Origin of the sequence: Variovorax sp. V15 (assembly GCF_041154425.1) — a bacterium.
Classification (GTDB): domain Bacteria; phylum Pseudomonadota; class Gammaproteobacteria; order Burkholderiales; family Burkholderiaceae_C; genus Variovorax; species Variovorax guangxiensis.
The window spans coordinates 2110747-2128460 of sequence record NZ_AP028659.1 but is presented as its reverse complement, the minus strand read 5'-3'; the positions used below and the strand labels follow the sequence as shown (position 1 = coordinate 2128460).

Genomic DNA, 17714 nt, shown 5'->3' with positions numbered 1-17714 from the left:
GGTCGTCATGGCCTTGCGCGCGACGAGCCGCACAAGTTATCAGTCATCGTACAACTAGAGAGATGACTTGTCCAGCATGGCGGACAAGAAAAATATCAGTGAGAGGAAGCGCCGTCGGTCGACGGCACGGCCGCATCGGCGGCACCTGCCGCGGATGCATCGGCTTTCGCCTTCTGCTGCGCCGCCTCCTGCGCCATGCGCAGCCGCTCGCGGCTGTTGGTCAGGTGGATGCGCATCGCGGCGCGCGCCGACTCGGGGTCGCGCCGCGCGATGGCCGCGTAGATCTCTTCGTGCTCGCGGTTGACGCGGCTCAGGTAAGGCGCCCCGCCCTCGTGCGTGCGAATGGCGCTGATGCGCGTGCGCGGAATGAGCGTGGTGCCCAGGTGCCGCATGATGTCCGCGAAGTACGGGTTGCCGGTCGACTCGGCGATCTGCAGGTGGAAGCGGAAGTCGGGCCCCACCGTGTCGCCCGCCGCCACCACGTTGCGCTCGAAGTCGTCGAGCGCCTGGCGCATGGCCACCAGCTGCTCGTCGGTGCGGCGGCTGGCGGCGAGGCCGGCCGATTCGGTCTCCAGGCTGATGCGCAGCTCCAGCACGGCGAGTACGTCGACCGACGCGGCGATCTCGCCCGGATCGAGGCGGAACACCCCGCCGGTGCGCGGCTGCAGCACGAAGGTGCCGACGCCGTGCAGCGTCTCGACCAACCCCGCGGCCTGCAGCTTCGACAGCGCCTCGCGCACCACGGTGCGGCTCACGCCGTAGGCCTGCATGATTGCCGACTCGGTCGGCAGCTTGTCGCCCGGCCGCAGCGACTGGCTGCGGATCTTCTCGCCCAGGTCTTCCACCAGCCCGTGCGCGAGGCCGCGCGCGCGCTGGCGCGGACGCCCCACGAAGGAAGAAGCCGAAGAGCCCGCCTCCGCCGGAGCGTCCGACACCAAGGGATTACCCGCAGTCGTCTGAACCATGGCCACGATGATAATCTCCAAACTAGTTGTACGACAACAGATAACTTATCACTCAACTCCCAAGCGTCGCGGGCTTGTCCGCCAGCGGCCTTCGGTTTCCACGGCACCGAAATGCAGCGCCTTTTCGACCTCGCGACCTCGACCTTGCTTCACCGGCATCGTACCGGTCGCTTCCGCGAAACCGCCGCGACGGCAGCCCCTCGGAAACCATGACTACTGCATGCAAGGACGGCCAACCATGACAGACAACAACAAGATGAACCGCCTCCTGCTGACCGGCGCGGCCGGCGGCCTCGGCAAGGTGCTGCGCGAGCGGCTCAAGCCCTATGCGAACGTGCTGCGCCTGTCCGACATCGCCTCGCTGGCGCCGGCCACCGGCGCGAACGAGGAAACCGTGCCCTGCGATCTCTCGGACAAGGCCGCGGTGCATGCGCTGGTGGAAGGCTGCGACGCCATCGTCCACCTGGGCGGCGTGTCGGTGGAGCGGCCGTTCGAGGAAATCCTCGAAGCCAACATCAAGGGCGTGTTCCACATCTACGAGGCCGCGCGCCGCCACGGCGTGAAGCGCGTGGTGTTCGCGAGCTCGAACCACGTGATCGGCTTCTACAAGCAGAGCGAGCACATCGACGCCCATGCCGCACGCAGGCCAGACGGCTACTACGGCCTGTCGAAGTCCTTCGGCGAGGACGTGGCGCAGTTCTACTTCGACCGCTGGGGCATCGAGACGGTGAGCATCCGCATCGGCTCCTCCTTCCCCGAGCCGGCCAACCGCCGGATGATGAGCACCTGGCTGAGCTACCGCGACCTCACCACGCTGATCGAGAAGTCGCTCTTCACCCCCGGCGTGAAGCACACGGTGGTCTACGGCATGTCGAACAATCGCGACGTGTGGTGGGACAACAGCGCCGCCGCGCACCTGGGCTTCGTGCCGCAGGACAGCTCCGAAGTGTTCCGCGACAAGGTCGAGCAGCAGCCTCCGGTGGCACCGACCGACCCCAACGCCATCTACCAGGGCGGAGCCTTCACTGCACAGGGGCCATTCGGCGATTGAGGCGATGCAAGCTGAACTCGTCCTCGACGCTCGCAACGGCACCGGCGAGAGCCCGGTGTGGCATGCCGCCGAGCAGGCGCTGTACTGGGTCGATATTCCCGCGCGCACGCTGAACCGCTGGCATGCGGGCGAAGGCCACGCGCAGTGGAAGGCCGATGAAATGATCGCCTGCATCGCGCCGCGCGCCGACGCGCCCGGCGAGTGGATCGCCGGCATGGAAAGCGGCCTCTTCTCGCTGAAGCCGCAGGCCGACGGCACGCTGGCCTGCGCGCCGCTCGCCTCCGTCGACCACGCCGCGCCCGCCATGCGCTTCAACGACGGCCGCTGCGACCGCCAGGGCCGCTTCTGGGCCGGCACCATGCTGCTGGACATGGCGGCTGGCGCACGCGTCGGCCGCCTCTACAGCTACGCCAGCGGCAGCGCGAAGGCCGACCAGCGCCTCGACGACTTCATCGTGCCCAACGGCCTGGCCTTCAGCCCCGACGGCCGCACGATGTACCTCTCGGATTCGCACCCCACGGTGCAGGCCGTCTGGGCCTTCGACTACGACACCGCCACCGGCACGCCAGGCAACCGCCGCCTCTTCGTCGACATGAAGCCCCTGCCCGGCCGCCCCGACGGCGCCGCCATCGACACCGACGGCTGCTACTGGATCTGCGGCAACGACGCGGGCCTGGTGCACCGCTTCACGCCCGACGGCCGGCTCGACCGCTCGCTCGAAGTGCCGGTGAAGAAACCCGCCATGTGCGCCTTCGGCGGCGCGGGCCTCGACACCCTGTTCGTCACCTCGATCCGCCCCGGCGGCATCGACCTGTCGGACCAGCCGCTGGCCGGCGGCGTGTTCGCGCTGCGGCCCGGCGCGCAGGGCGTGCCCGAGCCGGCCTTCGGCAGCTGATTCCTTTTTTTCAACAACCACCAAACCAAACCAGAGGACGAGACAAATGAAATTCGCCAAGAAGACCCTGATCGCAATTTCCGCGTGCGCCGCAGCCGCGCTGACCACCATGGCTGCACACGCCACCGAGTTCCGTTCGGCCGACATCCACCCCGACGACTACCCCACCGTGACCGCGGTGAAGTTCATGAGCGAGCGCCTGAAGGCGCTGTCGGGCGGCAAGCACAGCATCAAGGTGTTCAACAACAGTGCGCTCGGCAGCGAGAAGGACACGATCGAGCAGGCCAAGATCGGCGCGCTGCAGATGGTGCGCGTGAACATTGCGCCCATGAACAACATCTGCCCCGAGACGCAGGTGCCGACCATGCCCTTCCTGTTCCGCTCGGTCGACCACCTGCACAAGGTGCTGGACGGCCCGATCGGCGAAGAGATCCTGAAGTCGTGCGAGAAGCAGGGCTTTGTGGGCCTGGCCTACTACGACAGCGGCGCGCGCTCGATGTTCACCGCCAAGAAGCCGGTGCGCAGCTTCGCCGACATGAAAGGCCTGAAGGTGCGCGTGCAGCAGTCCGACCTGTGGGTGTCGATGCTGGAAGCCATGGGCGCCAACGCCACGCCCATGCCCATGGGCGAGGTCTACACGGGTCTGAAGACCGGCCTGATCGACGCCGCCGAGAACAACTATCCCACCTATGAAAGCGCGCGCGCCTTCGAAGTGGCCAAGTACTACAGCAAGACCGAGCACTCGATGGCGCCCGAGATGCTGCTGTTCTCCAAGCGCGTGTGGGACAAGCTCTCCGCCGAGGAGCAGGGCTGGATCCGCCAGGCCGCCAAGGAGTCGGTGCCCTACATGCGCAAGCAGTGGGAAGAGCGCGAAGTGAAGTCGCTGGCCACGGTGAAGGCCGGCGGAGCCGAGATCATCGAGGTCGACAAGGCCCCGTTCCAGGTGGCGATGAAGCCGGTGTACGACAAGTTCATCACCGACGCGAAGCTCAAGGACCTCGTGAAGCGCGTCCAGGAAACGAAATAGGGCTCGCCCCCCAGGCTTGCTCACTTCGTGTAGCCGCCACCCCCTACCGGGGGCAACACCTGAGGCCCGGCAAAGCCGGCTCCTCGGTGTTTCACGAATGGGCAGCCCTCCCCACCATCTCTCGCGCTGGAAAATATGTACACCAAACTTTGCCGCACCCTCGCGCGTGCCTGCATGTGGTTGGGCATCCTCGGTCTCGTGGCGGTCATCTGCGCCGTGAGCTGGCAGGTGTTCGGCCGCTACGTGCTCAACAACACCCCCACCTGGGCCGAAAGCCTCGCGCTGCTTCTGGTGCTCTACGTCACCATGCTCGGCGTGGCCGTGGGCGTGCGCGACGCGGGCCACATCGGGCTCGAGTCCTTCCTCGTCCTCGCACCCGACTGGCTGCGGCTGAAGATGGAATACCTCATCCACGCGCTGATCCTGCTGTTCGGCCTGGCCATGGCCTGGAACTGCGCCGAGCTGGCCGGTTCGGTTTGGGAATACCGGCTGCCCACGCTGTGGATCTCCGAGGGCTGGAAGTACGTGCCGGCCTCGGTCGCGGGCGTGCTGATCGTCCTCTTCTCCATCGAACACATCATCGCCCTGGCCCAAGGCCGCGAAGTGGAACCCGCCTGGGGATAACGAATGCACTCCCCCAGGCTTCGCGCACTTCGTGTCGCTTCTCCAACCCAATTGCAGGGGGCAATGCCTGCGGCCCGGCAAAGCCGGTTCCGCGGCATTCCCCGAACAGTCCATAGCGCCCCCACCACCGGCGAGGCGGCCAGATCATGACCATTCCCCTTTTGATTCTCTGCCTCTCGTTCACGCTCTTCCTCCTGCTGGGCGTGCCGGTGGCTTTCTCCATCGGCCTGTCGGCCCTGGCCACGCTGCTGTATGAAGGCCTGCCGCTGGCGGTCGGCTTCCAGCAGATGACCTCGGGCATGGGCATCTTCTCGTTCCTCGCCATCCCGTTCTTCATCTTCGCCGGCGAGCTGATGCTCTACGGCGGCATCGCGGACCGCATCGTCAACCTGGCGCGCGACCTCGTGGGCCACGTGCGCGGTGGCCTCGGCATGTCGAACGTGGTGGCCTGCACGCTGTTCGGCGGCGTCTCGGGTTCGCCCGTGGCGGACGTCTCGGCCATGGGCGCCGTGATGATCCCGATGATGAAGAAGGAGGGCTATCACGCCGACTACGCGGTCAACGTGACGACCCACGCGGCACTGGTCGGCGCGCTGATGCCGACCAGCCACAACCTCATCATCTATTCGCTGGCCGCGGGCGGAAAGGTGTCGATCGCGGCGCTGATCCTCGCGGCGCTGCTGCCGGCGGCGGTGCTCACCGTCAGCAACCTGGCGGCCGCCTACCTGGTGGCGGTCAAGCGCGGCTACCCCGCCGGCACCTTCCCGGGCTGGGCCATCGTGGCGCGCTCGTTCGCGGCGGCGCTGCCGGGCCTGTTCGTGGTGCTGCTGATCCTGGGCGGCATCCTGTCGGGCATCTTCACGGCCACCGAGTCGGCGGCGGTGGCGGTGCTCTACGCGCTGGCCCTCACGATCTTCGTGTACCGCACGCTGAAGTGGGAGCACTTCGTCAAGGCGGCCTCGAAGGCTGTGCGCACCACCGGCGTGATCCTGCTGCTGATCGGCATCTCCAGCACCTTCGGCTACCTCATCAGCCTGTACGGCGTGGCCGAGCTCACGGGCCAGATGCTGTCGCAGGTCACTAGCACGCCGTGGGTGATCTTCCTGCTGATCAACATCATCCTGTTCGTGCTGGGCACCTTCCTGGACATGGCCGCCACCATCCTGCTGTGCACGCCGATCTTCCTGCCCATCGCGCAGCAGTACGGCATGACCTCCGTGCAGTTCGGCATCGTGATGCTCATCAATTGCGCGCTGGGCCTGAACACGCCGCCCGTGGGCACGACCCAGTTCGTCGGCTGCGCGATCGGCGGGGTGTCGGTGGGAACGGTGATGCGCACCATCTGGCCGTTCTACGGGGCGCTGATCTTCGCGCTCGGCGTGGTCACCTTCGTGCCGGCCTTCTCGACCTGGCTCCCGAGCATGTTCATGGTCGTGAAGTAAGCAAAGCAAGGAACCCGCGATGACCGAGACCACCCGCCCTCCGCTCTACATCCGCATCCACGCCGCCGACAACGTGGCCATCGTCGCCAACGACGGCGGGCTGAAGGCCGGCGCGGAGTTCGCCGACGGCCTGCGGCTGGTGGACAACGTGCCCCAGGGCCACAAGGTTGCGCTGGTCGACCTCGCCGAAGGCGATGCCATCCGCCGCTACGACGTGGTGATCGGCTACGCACAGAAGGCGCTGCCGCGCGGCAGCTGGGTGCACGAGCGCGTGATGCGGATGCCGACCGCGCCCGAGCTCGACGGCCTTCCCATCGCGACGGTCAAGCCCCCTGCCCTGCCGCCGCTGGAGGGCTACACCTTCGAGGGCTACCGCAACGCCGACGGCTCGGTGGGCACGCGCAACATCCTCGCCATCACGCAGACGGTGCAGTGCGTGGCCGGCGTCACCGAATTCGCGGTGCAGCGCATCAAGGCCGAGCTGCTGCCGAAGTACCCCAACGTCGACGACGTGGTGGCGCTGGAGCACACCTACGGCTGCGGCGTGGCCATCGACGCGCCCGACGCCATCGTGCCCATCCGCACGCTGCGCAACATCAGCCTCAATCCCAACTTCGGCGGCGAGGTGATGGTGGTGAGCCTGGGCTGCGAGAAGCTGCAGCCCGAGCGGCTGCTGCCGCCGGGCAGCATTCCCATCGCCGACCAGCGTGCCGGCACCACGCCCGATACCGCGCTCGACGTGGTCTGCCTGCAGGACGACGCGCACGTCGGCTTCATGTCGATGATCGATTCGGTCATGCGCCAGGCCGAGGAGCACCTCGCCCGGCTCAACGCACGCAGGCGCGAGACCGTGCCCGCCAGCGAGCTGGTGGTGGGCGTGCAGTGCGGCGGCAGCGATGCCTTCTCGGGCGTCACCGCCAACCCGGCGGTGGGCTTCTGCACCGACCTGCTGGTGCGCGCGGGCGCCACGGTGATGTTCTCCGAGACCACCGAGGTGCGCGACGGCATCGACCAGCTCACCTCGCGCGCGTCCACGCCCGAAGTGGCCGAAGCCATGATCCGCGAGATGGCCTGGTACGACGCCTACCTGAAGAAGGGCATGGTCGACCGCAGCGCCAACACCACGCCGGGCAACAAGAAGGGCGGGCTCTCCAACATCGTCGAGAAGGCGATGGGCTCCATCGTCAAGTCGGGTTCGGCGCCCATCACCGGCGTGCTCGCGCCCGGCGAGAAGGCGAAGCAGAAGGGCCTGATCTACACGGCCACACCCGCCAGCGACTTCATCTGCGGCACGCTGCAACTGGCCGCCGGCATCAACCTGCACGTGTTCACCACCGGCCGCGGCACGCCCTACGGACTGGCCGAGGTGCCGGTGATCAAGGTCGCCACCCGCAGCGACCTCGCGCGCCGCTGGCACGACCTGATGGACGTAAACGCGGGCCGCATCGCCGACGGCGAGGCCACCATCGAGGACATCGGCTGGGAAATGTTCCGCCTGATGCTCGACGTGGCCAGCGGACGGAAGAAGACCTGGGCCGAGCACTGGAAGCTGCACAACGCGCTGGTGCTTTTCAACCCCGCGCCCGTGACCTGAGCAAGGCGCTGCGCGACGCGCGGGTTCACGTCTTTCTGATTTCCTTTCTAAGACCTGTCTCTTCATCAACGGAGCCCCTCATGGAAGACCTCAAGGACAAGACAGCCCTCGTCACCGGCGCCAGCACCGGCATCGGCGCGGCGGTGGCCATCGCCTTCGCCGCGCGCGGCATGCGCGTGGCGGTGCACTACAACAGCTCCGCCGACGCGGCGAACCAGGTGGTCGACACCATCCGCGCGGCCGGCGGCACCGCCTTCGCACTGAAGGCCGACGTGCGCGACACGGGCGCGATCCGCGAGTGCGTGAAGCAGGCCTCGTCGCAGTTCGGCGGCCGCATCGACGTGCTGGTGAACAACGCGGGCAGCCTGGTCAAGCGCGTGCCCATCGCCGAGTTCGACGATGCACTCTTCGACGAAGTGCTGCACATCAACGCGCGCTCGGTGCTCGCTTTCTGCCGCGAGGTGGTTCCGCTGATGCGCAAGAGCGGCGGCGGCAACATCATCAACGTGACCTCTGTCGCGGCACGCACCGGCGGCGGGCCTTCGGCCTATCTGTACGCGGGCTCGAAGGGCTTCGTGAGCACGGCAACGCACGGGCTGGCGAAGGAGCTGGTGGGCGACCGCATCCGCGTGAACGCGGTGGCGCCGGGCGTCATCCAGACGCCCTTCCAGGACCGCTTCTCCACGCCCGCGATGCTGGAGAACTTCCGCGCCGGCATTCCGATGGGCCGCATCGGCACGCCGGATGAATGCGTGGGCGCATTCCTCTACCTCGCATCGGAACAACTCTCGGGCTACGTCACCGGGCAGGTGATCGAGGTGAACGGCGGGCAGTACATGCCCTGACGCGCACCCACACCTTTCAACACTTCAACGCTCAACCACAACAACGGAGACAAGGATCATGAAACGCAAGCAGTTCATTCGCGGCATCGCCGCCCTCTCGGCCACGGCCGCCCTCTCGCTCGGGCTGGCGGCACCGGCCGCCGCACAGGCCGATTTTCCGAACCGCACCATCGAACTGCTCGTGCCCTACCAGCCCGGCGGCGGCACCGACGGCCTGGCGCGTGCCTTCTCGGAAGCGAGCCGCAAGCACATCTCGCAGAGCATCGTGATCGTCAACCGTCCCGGCGCGGGGGGCGCCATCGGCTGGACCGAGGTGATCAACTCCAAGCCCGACGGCTACAAGCTCGCCGTGCTCACGGTCGAGCTGCTGACGCTGCCGCACCTGGGGCTGGCCAAGTTCAACTACGACGACTTCCAGCCGATCGCTCAGCTCAACGCCGATCCGGCCGCGATCACGGTGAAGGCCGACGCGCCGTGGAACACCATCGAGGAGTTCCTGGCCGCCGCGAAGAAATCGCCGGAGAGCGTGCGCGTGGGCAACTCGGGCAACGGCTCGATCTGGCACCTTGCCGCCGCCGCACTGGAAGACAAGACCGGCGCCAAGTTCGGCCACATCCCGTTCCAGGGCGCGGCACCCGCGGTGCTGGCGCTGCTGGGCGGCCACATCGAAGCCGTGGCGGTGAGCCCGGCCGAGGTGACGACGCACGTGCAGGGCGGCAAGCTCAAGGTGCTGATGGTGATGGCCGACAAGCGCGTGAAGGGCTTCGAGAAGGTGCCCACCGCCAAGGAGCGCGGCATCGACCTGTCGATCGGCACCTGGCGCGGCCTGGGCGCGCCGAAGAACACGCCGCCCGAAGTGATGGCGAAGCTGCGCGAGATCACCGCGAAGACCGCCGCCGAACCGCTGATGCACGAGGTGATGGACAAGCAGAACCTGGGCTATGTCTACACCGACGGCGCGGTGTTCAAGGAAACGCTGGCGAAGGACAACGTGTACTTCAAGCAGCTCATCACCAAACTCAACATCAAGCCCTGAGCCCCGGCCATGAAGAAGACGACCATCGCATCGCTGCTGTGGCTGGCCGCGGCGGTACCCGCATCGGCCGCCACCTGGGTCTACGTGTCGAACGCCGACAGCCAGGAAATCTCGGTGCTCGAGCTCGACAGGAGCCAGGGCGCGCTCAAGCCGGTGCAGACGCTGAACGTGGGCGGCACGGTGATGCCGATGGTGGTGAGCCGCGACAGGCGCGTGCTGTACGCCGCGCTGCGCTCGCAGCCGTTTCGCGTGACCGCGCTGTCGATCGACGGCGCCAGCGGCAGGCTGCGGAAGCTGGGCGAGGCGCCGCTGGCCGACAGCATGGCCAACATCGACCTCGACGCGAGCGGCAAGTGGCTGTTCGCGGCCTCCTACCAGGGCGGCAAGATCACGGTCAACGCGGTGGGCAAGGACGGCACGGTGGGGCCGATCAACCAGCTGATCCAGACAGCGCCCAACGCGCACGCCATCCACGCCGACGCGAGCAACCGCTTCGTGCTCGCCACCAGCCTGGGTGGCGACAACGTGTCGAGCTGGCGCTTCGACGCGGAGAAAGGCCTGCTCTCGCCCAACGACCCGCCGCTGACCACCACCGCCGCGAAGTCGGGCCCGCGCCACTTCGTGTGGGACAAGGCGCAGCGCCATGTCTACCTGCTGGACGAGCTCGACGCCGCGCTGCACGTGTTCGCCTGGGACGCCGCGCGGGGCACGCTCAGGCTCGAACAGAGCACCACCACCCTGCCCGCCGGTTTCACCGGCAAGCCCTGGGCCGCCGACCTGCACCTGACGCCGGACGGGCGCTTCCTCTACGCGTCGGAGCGCACCTCGAGCACGCTCTCGGCATTCAAGGTCGACGCCGCTACGGGGCAGCTGCAGCCGCTGGGCCAGACGCCGACCGAGAAGGGGCCGCGCGGCTTCGCCATCGATTCCACCGGCCGCTACCTGATCGCGGCGGGACAGGAATCGAACGGCATCTCCCTCTACGCCATCGACGCCGACACCGGCGCGCTGGGCACGCCCCAGCACCTGGAGGTGGGCAAGAACCCGAACTGGATCGAGATCGTCGACCTGCCCTGAAGGGCAGCCGGCGCCAACTGACAACCCAAGGAGACTTCGCATGCAACGCCGCACACTCATCCGCACCGCCCTCGCCTCTTCGGTCGCCGCCGCGCTTCCGGCGGCATTCGCCCAGGGCAGCAGCAACTGGCCCACGGGCAAGCCGATCACCTACCTCGTGCCCTTTCCGGCGGGCGGCACCACCGACGTGCTGGGCCGGCTGATAGGACAGAAGCTGGGCCCCGCGCTGGGCACCACGGTGATCATCGACAACAAGGGCGGCGCCGGCGGCAGCGTGGGCTCCGAGATCGGCTCGCGCGCCGCGCCCGACGGCTTCACGCTGGTGGGCGGCACGATCAGCTCGCACGCGATCAACGTGAGCCTGTACCCCAAGCTCGGCTACGACCCGCAGAAGTCGTTCGCGCCGGTGACGCTGATCGGCACCAACCCGGTGGTGCTGGTGGTGAACCAGGCGAGCCCCTACAAGACGCTGAAGGACGTGATCGCCGCGAGCAAGGGCAAGGCGGGCGGGCTCTCGTCGGCATCGGCCGGCACGGGCACCTCGCAGCACCTGGCGCTGGAACTGCTGGCCTACAAGTCGGGCGTGAAGTTCACGCACATCCCGTACAAGGGCAGCGGCCCAGCGATCCAGGACGTGATCGGCGGGCAGGTCGACATGATGTTCGACACCACGGTGGTGGCCGGCCCGCACATCCAGAGCGGCAAGCTGCGCGCGATCGCGGTCACCTCGTCGAAGCGGCTGGCCTCGATGCCCGACGTGCCGACGGTGGCCGAGTCGGGCGTGCCGGGCCTGCAGGACTTCGAGGTGGTGTCGTGGCAGGCGATCTTCGTGCCCGCGCACACGCCCGCGCCGGTGGTCGACCGGCTGCACACCGAGATCCGCAAGATCCTCGCGACGCCGGAGATGCAGGACAAGCTCAAGGGCTTCGGCATGGAGCCGGCCGACCTGAGCACGGTGCAGATCGCGGCCTTCCAGAAGGCCGAGGTGGAGAAGTGGGCGCAGGTGATCAAGGCTGCGGGAATCAAGCCCGACTGATCCGGCGCGATCGGCAGGGGCTGGCTGGGGGAACCAAGGGAAGCTTCCTACGTCCCGGGCGAAAAGCCCTTTATAGAATGCCCCTCCGATCCGCTTTCCAGATCATTCCCACGTGTCCGACCGCTCCGCCGTACTGCCCCAATACCTGTTTCCCAAGCAGGCCCTGACCAATTTCGCCGGCTGGGTCGCGGGCAAGGAACGGGGCGCCGTGACGACGTGGATCATCCGGCGCTTCGTGGCCAAGTACGGCGTGGACATGGGCGAGGCGCTCGAGTCGGACATCAGCCACTACAAGAGCTTCAACCAGTTCTTCACGCGCGAGCTCAAGCCCGGCGCCCGGCCCATCGCCCAGGCCGACCTGATCTGCCCCGTGGACGGCGCGATCAGCCAGTTCGGCGCGATCGAAGGCGACCAGATCTTCCAGGCCAAAGGCCACAACTACACGACCACCGCACTGGTGGGCGGCGACGCCACCCTGGCCGCGAAGTTCGCGCACGGCAGCTTCGCCACGCTCTACCTGAGCCCCAAGGACTATCACCGCATCCACATGCCCTGCGACGGGCGGCTGGTGCGCATGATCCACGTGCCGGGCGACCTGTTCTCGGTGAACCCGACGACGGCGCGGGGCGTGCCCGGCCTCTTCGCGCGCAACGAGCGCGTGGTGTGCGTCTTCGAATCGGCGCGCGGGCCCTTCGTGCTGGTGCTGGTGGGCGCCACCATCGTCGGCAGCATGGCCACCGTGTGGCATGGGGTGGTCAATCCGCCGCGCGTGGGCGAGCTGCGCGAGTGGCACTACACCGACCAGCAGATCGACATCCGCAAGGGCGACGAGATGGGCCGGTTCTTGCTGGGCTCCACCGTCGTCATGCTCTTCCCGGCGCCCGCGCTGGCTTTCAACCCGCAGTGGTCGCCCGGCCGCGCGATCCGGTTGGGCGAAGCCATGGCCGAATACACCAATTTGTGAGGCTTTGTCTCACAAGCCGCATCCAGCTTGCCTTGACAGCTACAAAACTAGTAGCATCCTCATCGATTGCGCTATAGTCGCCGCCCAACGAGACGGTTCATAACCAACCACAAGAACGCGAGGCATCGCCCTGTCCCCGCAGGTCGACGGCCCGCCCAGCTTCGAGGAGATGATGTCGATGAGTACCAAGGAAAACGCAGCCATCAGCCAGTTGCTCGCCCTGCTCGAAGCCCGTTATGCGCTGCGCGTGCTCTGGGCCCTGCGCGACGGCCATGCGCAGACCTTCCGCCTGCTGCAGGACAGCGTCGGCGGCATCACTCCCAACACGCTCAACACCCGCATCAAGGAACTGCGCGAGGCCGGCCTCGTGGGCCATGGCAGCGACGGCTACAGCCTCACGCTCAGCGGGCAGGACCTGCTCAAGCGCCTGTCCGACCTGCAGGCCTTCGCCGGCAAATGGCAGCTCGGCCAGCAGAAGAAGGCTGCGGCAACTGCGCCTGCTGCGCCGGCCGCAACCGCCTCCGCCGCTCCCGCCATGGCTCCCGCTGCGCCCCCGGCAGCGCCCTCCCCCGAACCTCCTCCGGCGCCTGCGCCTACACCCGCGCCGTCCGGCGACGACAGCAGCCACGGCTGACGGACGGCGGGGCTGCCCGTCGGGCCTCGGTAAACTCCGCGCCTTCGATCCACGGATCTCACATCGACGCAAGGAGCGTTTCCCATGCCCACCACTCCCTCCGGCCTGCAATACGAAGACACCGAAGTCGGCACCGGCGCCGAAGCCAAGGCCGGCCAGCACGTGCACGTGCACTACACCGGCTGGCTCTACAACGACGGCGTGCAAGGCGCCAAGTTCGACTCCAGCCGCGACCGCAACGACCCCTTCGCGTTCTCGCTGGGCGCGGGCCAGGTCATCAAGGGCTGGGACGAAGGCGTGGCCGGCATGAAGATCGGCGGCAAGCGCACGCTGATCATTCCCGCATCGCTGGGCTATGGCGCTCGCGGCGCGGGCGGCGTGATCCCCCCCAATGCCACCCTGAAGTTCGACGTCGAACTGCTCGACGCCCACTGAGCCTCCCAGCTGACGGCTCCAAGGCCCGGTTTCGGGCCTTTTTCGTGTCTCGGAGGTCGTTTCGACCCCATTTTTTCGCTTGAAATGCCTTCGGCCAGCCCCATGTGGCTGGCTATCGTTTGTTTTCCGGCACGTGCCGGTTCTTTGAAAAATGTCTGACCCGCAACAATCCGCACAGAATTCTCAAATGCTGCAAGGCGAGCCCAGCCCCGAAGAACTGGAGGCAGCGCAAGCCGCCAACGAAGCCGAGGCGCTCGATGCCCTGGCCGTCGCCCAGGGCGAACTCGCCGCGCTGCAGACCAAGAATGCCGAGCTTGCCGATCAGTACCTGCGCGCCCAGGCGGACGTGCAGAACGCCCGCCGCCGCGCGGACGAGGAAGTCAGCAAGGCCCGCAAGTTCGCCGTCGAGGCCTTCGCCGAAAGCCTGCTACCGGTCACCGACAGCCTGGAAGCCGGCCTGGCCGTCAAGGACGCCACGCCCGAGCAGATCCGCGAAGGCGCCGAAGCCACGCTGCGCCAGCTCAAGAGCGCGCTCGAACGCAACAAGGTGATCGAAGTGGCCCCCGCGCCCGGCACGAAGTTCGACCCGCACCAGCACCAGGCCATCTCGATGGTCCCCGCCGACCAGGAACCCAACACCGTGGTCACCGTGCTGCAGAAGGGCTACACCATCAACGACCGCGTGCTGCGCCCGGCGCTGGTCACGGTCAGCGCCCCGAAGTGACCCGCCGTTCGGCGACACACAAGATTCCCACAGGAAATCCCCGCTTCATGCCTTGAATCGCGACGGGTTATCCACAAGTTCATAACAACATATTTTTCAGGCTTTCAGGAGTAAGAACATGGCAAAGATCATCGGCATCGACCTCGGCACCACCAACTCGTGCGTGTCGATCATGGAAGGCAACACCACGCGTGTGATCGAGAACTCGGAAGGTGCGCGCACCACGCCGTCGATCGTCGCGTACCAGGAAGACGGTGAAGTGCTGGTCGGTGCCTCGGCCAAGCGCCAGGCCGTGACCAACCCCAAGAACACGCTGTACGCGATCAAGCGCCTGATCGGGCGCAAGTTCGAGGAAAAGGAAGTCCAGAAGGACATCGACCTGATGCCCTACACCATCGCCAAGGCCGACAACGGCGACGCATGGGTGGAAGTGCGCGGCAAGAAGATCGCCCCGCAGCAGGTCAGCGCCGACATCCTGCGCAAGATGAAGAAGACCGCTGAAGACTACCTCGGCGAGACCGTCAGCGAAGCCGTGATCACGGTGCCCGCCTACTTCAACGACGCCCAGCGCCAGGCCACCAAGGACGCCGGCCGCATCGCTGGCCTCGACGTCAAGCGAATCATCAACGAACCCACCGCCGCTGCCCTGGCCTTCGGCCTGGACAAGCAGGACAAGGCCGACCGCAAGATCGCCGTGTACGACCTCGGCGGCGGTACCTTCGACGTGTCGATCATCGAGATTGCCGACGTCGACGGCGAGAAGCAGTTCGAAGTGCTGTCGACCAACGGCGACACCTTCCTGGGCGGCGAAGACTTCGACCAGCGCATCATCGACTACATCATCGGCGAGTTCAAAAAGGAACAGGGCGTCGACCTGAGCAAGGACGTGCTGGCACTGCAGCGCCTGAAGGAAGCCGCTGAAAAGGCCAAAATCGAGCTGTCGAACAGCGCGCAGACCGACATCAACCTGCCGTACATCACGGCCGATGCCTCGGGTCCGAAGCACCTGAACATCAAGCTGACCCGCGCCAAGCTGGAAAGCCTGGTCGACGAGCTGATCGAGCGCACCATCGCTCCCTGCCGACTGGCCATCAAGGACGCCGGCATCAGCGTGGGCGACATCAACGACGTGATCCTGGTCGGCGGCATGACCCGCATGCCCAAGGTGCAGGAGAAGGTGAAGGCCTTCTTCGGCAAGGAACCGCGCAAGGACGTGAACCCCGACGAGGCCGTGGCCGTCGGCGCCGCCATCCAGGGCCAGGTGCTCTCGGGCGACCGCAAGGACGTGCTGCTGCTGGACGTGACCCCGCTGTCGCTGGGCATCGAGACCATGGGCGGCGTCATGACCAAGATGATCGCCAAGAACACCACGATCCCGACGAAGTTCGCGCAGACCTTCTCGACCGCCGAGGACAACCAGCCGGCGGTGACCATCAAGGTGTTCCAGGGTGAGCGCGACATCGCCGCGGGCAACAAGCTGCTGGGCGAATTCAACCTGGAAGGCATTCCGCCGGCATCGCGCGGCACGCCGCAGATCGAGGTGAGCTTCGACATCGACGCCAACGGCATCCTGCACGTCGGCGCCAAGGACAAGGGCACCGGCAAGGAAAACAAGATCACCATCAAGGCGAGCTCGGGCCTGTCGGAAGACGAGATCCAGAAGATGGTGAAGGATGCCGAGCTGAACGCCGCCGACGACAAGAAGAAGCTCGAGATCGTTCAGGCGCGCAACCAGGGCGAAGCGATGGTGCACAGCGTGAAGAAGTCGCTGGGCGAACACGGCGCCAGCCTCGAAGCCGCCGAGAAGGAAGCGATCGAGACCGCGATCAAGAACCTGGAAGAAGCCCTCAAGGGCGAGGACAAGGCCGCGATCGAGGAAAAGACGAACGCGCTGATGACCGCAAGCCAGAAGCTCGGCGAGAAGATGTATGCCGAATCGCAGGCCGCGGCCGGCGCGTCGGCAGCAGCCGGCGCGGCTGGCGCGGAAGCTGCATCGCACGCACAGGCTGACGACAACGTGGTCGACGCCGAAGTGAAGGAAGTCAAGAAGGGCTGATCTCCAGCCCGCCGACCAAGGCTGGAACACCTGAAAGGGTGCTCCAGCCTTTCTCGCTTCAAGTCACCCGAGTTCCCGCTGCTTCCCTGATCTCCCGATCGACCTGCCATGGCCACCAAACGCGACTACTACGAAACCCTCGGCGTCCCCAAGAACGCCAGCGAAGAAGAAATCAAGAAGGCTTATCGCAAGCTCGCGATGAAGCACCACCCGGACCGCAATCACGGCGACACCGCGAAGGAGGCCGAGGCCAAGTTCAAGGAGGTCAAGGAAGCCTACGAAATGCTGTCCGACGGCCAGAAGCGCGCGGCCTACGACCAGTACGGCCATGCCGGCGTCGACCCGAACATGCGCGGCCCGGGCGCGGAAGGCTTCGGGGGCTTCGCTGAAGCCTTCGGCGACATCTTCGGCGACGTGTTCGGCGGCGGGCGCCGTGGCGGCGGCCGGCAGGTCTTCCGCGGCAGCGACCTGAGCTACGCGATGGAGATCACGCTCGAGGAAGCAGCCGAGGGCAAGACCACCGAGATCCGCATTCCCACCTGGGACGAATGCGAGACCTGCCACGGCTCGGGCGCGAAACCCGGCACCAAGCCCATCACCTGCACCACCTGCCACGGCGCGGGCGCGGTGCAGATGCGCCAGGGCTTCTTCAGCGTGCAGCAGACCTGCCCCACCTGCCACGGCAGCGGCAAGATCATTCCCGAGCCCTGCACCGCGTGCCATGGCCAGGGCAAGATCAAGCGCAACAAGACGCTCGAAGTGAAGATCCGCGCCGGCATCGACGACGGCCAGCGCATGCGCGTGACCGGCAGCGGCGAGCCCGGCGTCAATGGCGGCCCTCCGGGCGACCTGTACATCGAGATTCGCCTGAAGAAGCACGACATCTTCGAGCGCGACGGCGACAACCTGCACTGCGTGGTGCCGGTGAGCGTGACCACGGCCGCGCTCGGCGGCGAGATCAACGTGCCCACACTGAAGGGCGCGGCGGCCATCGACATTCCCGAAGGCACGCAAAGCGGCAAGCAGTTCCGCCTGCGCGGCAAGGGCATCAAGGGCGTGAACTCGAGCTACCCGGGCGACCTGTACTGCCACGTGCGTGTGGAGACGCCGGTGAAGCTCACCGAGTACCAGCGCAAGCTGCTGAAGGACCTCGACGATTCGCTCAAGAAGGGTGGAGAGAAGCACAGCCCCACCGACAAGGGCTGGTTCGACAAGGCGAAGGAATTCTTCAGCTGATCGTCCTGTACACGCCGGGCCTGCCGCTGCGCAGGAGACCGGCGTCGTGCTCACGGCCGGCCGCAATGGCCGG

General features: G+C 66.8%; 17 protein-coding genes. 16 read left to right on the top strand and 1 reads right to left on the bottom strand.

Annotated elements, in window-relative coordinates:
* Positions 1-95 precede the first annotated feature (95 nt).
* Entirely contained in the window at positions 96-965 is an 870-nt protein-coding gene (locus tag ACAM57_RS10010; protein WP_126024889.1) for a FadR/GntR family transcriptional regulator, read from the bottom strand.
* 238 nt (positions 966-1203) lie between these two features.
* Between ACAM57_RS10010 and ACAM57_RS10005 the strand changes: the two genes are divergently transcribed.
* The 16 genes from ACAM57_RS10005 (at position 1204) to dnaJ (ending at position 17641) form a co-directional block, all read left to right on the top strand.
* Positions 1204-2016 (top strand): NAD-dependent epimerase/dehydratase family protein, encoded by an 813-nt coding sequence (locus tag ACAM57_RS10005; protein ID WP_369661544.1) that lies wholly within the window; start codon positions 1204-1206, stop codon positions 2014-2016.
* Between the two features lie 4 nt (positions 2017-2020).
* Positions 2021-2911 carry an SMP-30/gluconolactonase/LRE family protein gene (locus ACAM57_RS10000; RefSeq protein ID WP_369661543.1) on the top strand — a complete coding sequence of 297 codons (891 nt, stop codon included), beginning with the start codon at positions 2021-2023 and terminating at the stop codon, positions 2909-2911.
* A gap of 46 nt (positions 2912-2957) precedes the next feature.
* Positions 2958-3938, top strand: coding sequence for a TRAP transporter substrate-binding protein (locus tag ACAM57_RS09995; RefSeq protein ID WP_369661542.1), 981 nt, complete (start codon positions 2958-2960; stop codon positions 3936-3938).
* A 135-nt stretch (positions 3939-4073) separates the two neighbouring features.
* Positions 4074-4562 carry a TRAP transporter small permease gene (locus ACAM57_RS09990; protein WP_126024885.1) on the top strand — a complete coding sequence of 163 codons (489 nt, stop codon included), beginning with the start codon at positions 4074-4076 and terminating at the stop codon, positions 4560-4562.
* Between the two features lie 146 nt (positions 4563-4708).
* Positions 4709-6004: a TRAP transporter large permease gene (locus ACAM57_RS09985; protein WP_126024884.1), complete on the top strand. Its 1296-nt coding sequence runs from the start codon at positions 4709-4711 to the stop codon at positions 6002-6004.
* Positions 6005-6023: 19 nt separating this feature from the next.
* Positions 6024-7598, top strand: coding sequence for a galactarate dehydratase (gene garD / locus ACAM57_RS09980; RefSeq protein WP_369661541.1), 1575 nt, complete (start codon positions 6024-6026; stop codon positions 7596-7598).
* Between the two features lie 80 nt (positions 7599-7678).
* Positions 7679-8443 (top strand): SDR family NAD(P)-dependent oxidoreductase, encoded by a 765-nt coding sequence (locus ACAM57_RS09975; RefSeq protein ID WP_369661540.1) that lies wholly within the window; start codon positions 7679-7681, stop codon positions 8441-8443.
* Positions 8444-8501: 58 nt separating this feature from the next.
* Positions 8502-9479 (top strand): tripartite tricarboxylate transporter substrate binding protein, encoded by a 978-nt coding sequence (locus ACAM57_RS09970; RefSeq protein ID WP_369661539.1) that lies wholly within the window; start codon positions 8502-8504, stop codon positions 9477-9479.
* Between the two features lie 9 nt (positions 9480-9488).
* Positions 9489-10556, top strand: coding sequence for a lactonase family protein (locus tag ACAM57_RS09965; protein ID WP_369661538.1), 1068 nt, complete (start codon positions 9489-9491; stop codon positions 10554-10556).
* A 40-nt stretch (positions 10557-10596) separates the two neighbouring features.
* Positions 10597-11592 carry a tripartite tricarboxylate transporter substrate binding protein gene (locus ACAM57_RS09960; RefSeq protein WP_126024879.1) on the top strand — a complete coding sequence of 332 codons (996 nt, stop codon included), beginning with the start codon at positions 10597-10599 and terminating at the stop codon, positions 11590-11592.
* Between the two features lie 112 nt (positions 11593-11704).
* A complete protein-coding gene (gene asd, locus ACAM57_RS09955; RefSeq protein WP_369661537.1) occupies positions 11705-12556 on the top strand; it encodes an archaetidylserine decarboxylase in 852 nt (283 codons plus the stop codon).
* A 178-nt stretch (positions 12557-12734) separates the two neighbouring features.
* On the top strand, positions 12735-13190 hold the full coding sequence (locus tag ACAM57_RS09950; protein ID WP_369661536.1) for a winged helix-turn-helix transcriptional regulator: 456 nt from the start codon (positions 12735-12737) through the stop codon (positions 13188-13190).
* 84 nt (positions 13191-13274) lie between these two features.
* On the top strand, positions 13275-13625 hold the full coding sequence (locus tag ACAM57_RS09945) for an FKBP-type peptidyl-prolyl cis-trans isomerase (protein ID WP_013540334.1): 351 nt from the start codon (positions 13275-13277) through the stop codon (positions 13623-13625).
* 151 nt (positions 13626-13776) lie between these two features.
* On the top strand, positions 13777-14349 hold the full coding sequence (gene grpE, locus ACAM57_RS09940) for a nucleotide exchange factor GrpE (RefSeq protein WP_126024876.1): 573 nt from the start codon (positions 13777-13779) through the stop codon (positions 14347-14349).
* A gap of 118 nt (positions 14350-14467) precedes the next feature.
* The gene (gene dnaK / locus ACAM57_RS09935; protein ID WP_184641402.1) at positions 14468-16405 is read left to right on the top strand and encodes a molecular chaperone DnaK; all 1938 of its coding nucleotides are present in this window, start codon (positions 14468-14470) and stop codon (positions 16403-16405) included.
* Between the two features lie 108 nt (positions 16406-16513).
* The gene (gene dnaJ / locus ACAM57_RS09930) at positions 16514-17641 is read left to right on the top strand and encodes a molecular chaperone DnaJ (protein WP_126024874.1); all 1128 of its coding nucleotides are present in this window, start codon (positions 16514-16516) and stop codon (positions 17639-17641) included.
* The last annotated feature ends 73 nt before the right edge of the window (positions 17642-17714 follow it).